2 protein-coding genes and 1 pseudogene are annotated in these 2,422 nt (G+C 39.7%); 2 read left to right on the top strand and 1 reads right to left on the bottom strand.

What is annotated here, in order from left to right:
• Together WA010_RS03955 and WA010_RS03950 are read left to right on the top strand one after the other, a co-directional pair.
• Positions 1 to 244 (top strand): annotated as a pseudogene (locus WA010_RS03955) (elongation factor 4); the annotation flags it as partial.
• A 2-nt stretch (positions 245 to 246) separates the two neighbouring features.
• A complete protein-coding gene (locus WA010_RS03950; protein WP_422555860.1) occupies positions 247 to 822 on the top strand; it encodes a ComF family protein in 576 nt (191 codons plus the stop codon).
• On the opposite strand, the gene WA010_RS03945 is transcribed toward WA010_RS03950, so the two are convergent.
• A complete protein-coding gene (locus WA010_RS03945; protein WP_422555859.1) occupies positions 823 to 2,208 on the bottom strand; it encodes an ATP-binding protein in 1,386 nt (461 codons plus the stop codon).
• Positions 2,209 to 2,422: the final 214 nt, after the last annotated feature.

The following is a 2,422-nucleotide window of genomic DNA, read 5'->3' as shown; positions in this document are numbered from 1 at the left end:
GAAAGAGATTGTCCCTCGTCAGCTTTTCGAAGTAGCGATTCAAGCCTCTATCGGCAATCGTGTTATCGCCCGCGAAACGGTCAAATCAATGGGTAAAAATGTTACTGCCAAATGTTACGGCGGGGATATTTCCCGTAAACGTAAACTCCTCGACAAACAAAAAGAGGGTAAAAAACGGATGAAAGCAATCGGGAAAGTTCAGCTTCCCCAAGAGGCATTTATGTCCGTCCTCAAAATGGACTAGTGATGCGTTGCATGATGTGTGAGCGATTCAGTCTCTCGCATATCTGCTCCTCGTGTCAAGAGTCTCTCCTCACTCCGACTCTTCATAAACGAAAAATTATGGGTTCCATACCTGTTTACTCCTTTTTTCCTTACAATGACATCGAACCGCTACTACTGACTAAACATACCGATATCGGATACTATATTTATACCATTTTAGCGAAGCGATCATTGGGTGCTTTTGCCCGTGAATGGGCCTATGAAAACCGAGTTGCCTCCATCGGTATCGACGATCATGCTAATAGCGGCTATTCTCATACAGCTGTTTTGAATGGTGCATTAAAATCTCTAAATATTATGCCTTATTATGGAAAGCTTCGTGCGGCACAACACTATAAATATGCGGGGAAAAGTGTCGAAGAGCGACTTATGAATCCTCGACAATTTCACTATAAACCTTTTGCGGAAAATGAGGTGATTTTAGTCGATGATATCGTCACAACGGGGACAACACTCGGCGAAGCGTCTGAGGTACTTCATGCACAGGGGAAGAAAGTGATCCTTTGTCTTACTTTGAGTGATGCGGAGAATAAATAATTATTGCTTCATCGGGATAGAAATATAAAAACAGCTCCCTTTTCCGAGGGTGCTTGTTGCCCAAATTTTCCCCTGATGCGCTTGTACCATCTCTTTGACTATAGCTAAACCTAATCCAGTCCCTTTGATAGCATTTTGAGAAGAGCCTTCTATCTGTGAGAAGGGGTCGAAAATAGTCTCAAGATGTTCGAAAGCGATACCTATTCCCTGATCGCAGATACTGAACAGATGTTCTTTATTACCTTTATGGGTTAGCGTTATGGTTGAGTCATCCGGTGAAAATTTGATGGCATTGCTCAAAATATTAATCAGTATTTGCTGAATCATTTTCCGATCACCATTCATTGTTTCTGTCCCTAACTTAGGAAAGGAGAGGTGGATATTATGTTTTGATGCGAGAGGTTCCGCGATAATAGAGACATCTCTAAACATGTCAGATAGGATAAAAGTAGTGAGATTGAGTTCCATCTTTCCTGCTTTCATTTTTGAAAAATCGAGAATAGTATTGACAAGATCAAGAAGATGTTTTCCGGAAATAAGGATTTTTTCAATGTACGTTTTAAATTCATTGGGGGTGTCTGTCCGTTTGGTCAAAATTTGAGAAAAGCCGATGATGGCATTTAGCGGGGTTCGGAGTTCATGGCTCATCGTAGCGAAAAAAGCATCCTTTGCAAGTGCGGCTTGGCGAGCTTCTTCTAATGCGTTTATGAGTTCCTTTTGAAATTTTTCTTTTTCAATGATCTCTTGTAACAGATTTTCGTTGAGGTGTTGTGTGTAGTATTTTTCTTCTTCCAAATGATGGACTAACTCTTGCTGTTTGAGTTGCAGGAGAATAACTTCGGAAAAGTTAGCGTGAAATTTTTTACTCGACAGGATCATCATAATCGAAAAAAGGAGAAGAGCCGTTCCTACCATCCACGATGTTGCATTGGAGGTATCGAGCATAAAATGCAAGGAATAAGGACCGATAACTAATAAATTATAAAAGATATAACTTTCAGGGCGATAAGAACTCGATCCAACACCTCCGGCAACCATACCACCTACGATAATAATCAGCATCATCATGTGGACAGAAGAATCCGGTAGGAGATAAAAAACACTCGATCCCCAAATGATCCCAGAAGCGATAATCCCACTCATATAGATTCGGTACGCAAAAATAGTGGAGTCAGCCTGAAGCCATGAACCAAAACGGAGATAACTGAAGGATCGAAAGAGCAAAATAGCCATATTCAGTAGAATCCATACGATTAGGGTATTAGTTGAGAATTGATCTTTCAGAATCAAAGCAATAATAATAGCATTAAAGAGCGTAGCGATTAAAGCGATAGGAAGGGCACGATAGAGTGCATCTACTTCTTTAGAAAATATATTATTTTGCACGAAAAGTCCATTTATATTGGATAATAGTTGATTATAGAAGAGAACTCCTTTAATGCGTATAAGGTTGGAGCGTAGATATACGTGTATCGACTATATCTCTTCCTATCGTGAAATGCTAAAGAGATTGGAATAGGTAAAGAAAAAAAACTTTGTGCTATAATTTGTACAATGTTTTAGGAGAAAAAGATGGAAGCACAAACCTACAGTTATACAC

It is taken from the genome of Sulfuricurvum sp. (genome assembly GCF_049305995.1).
In the GTDB taxonomy this organism is placed as follows: Bacteria; Campylobacterota; Campylobacteria; order Campylobacterales; family Sulfurimonadaceae; genus Sulfuricurvum.
The sequence above is the reverse complement of the archived record's forward strand: the minus strand, read 5'-3'. Positions and strand labels throughout refer to the sequence as shown.

What these genes read in the sequence shown, in the direction of transcription:
- WA010_RS03950 (WP_422555860.1), top strand. Translation starts at nt 247, where the DNA reads ATGCGTTGCATGATGTGTGAGCGATTCAGTCTCTCGCATATCTGCTCC.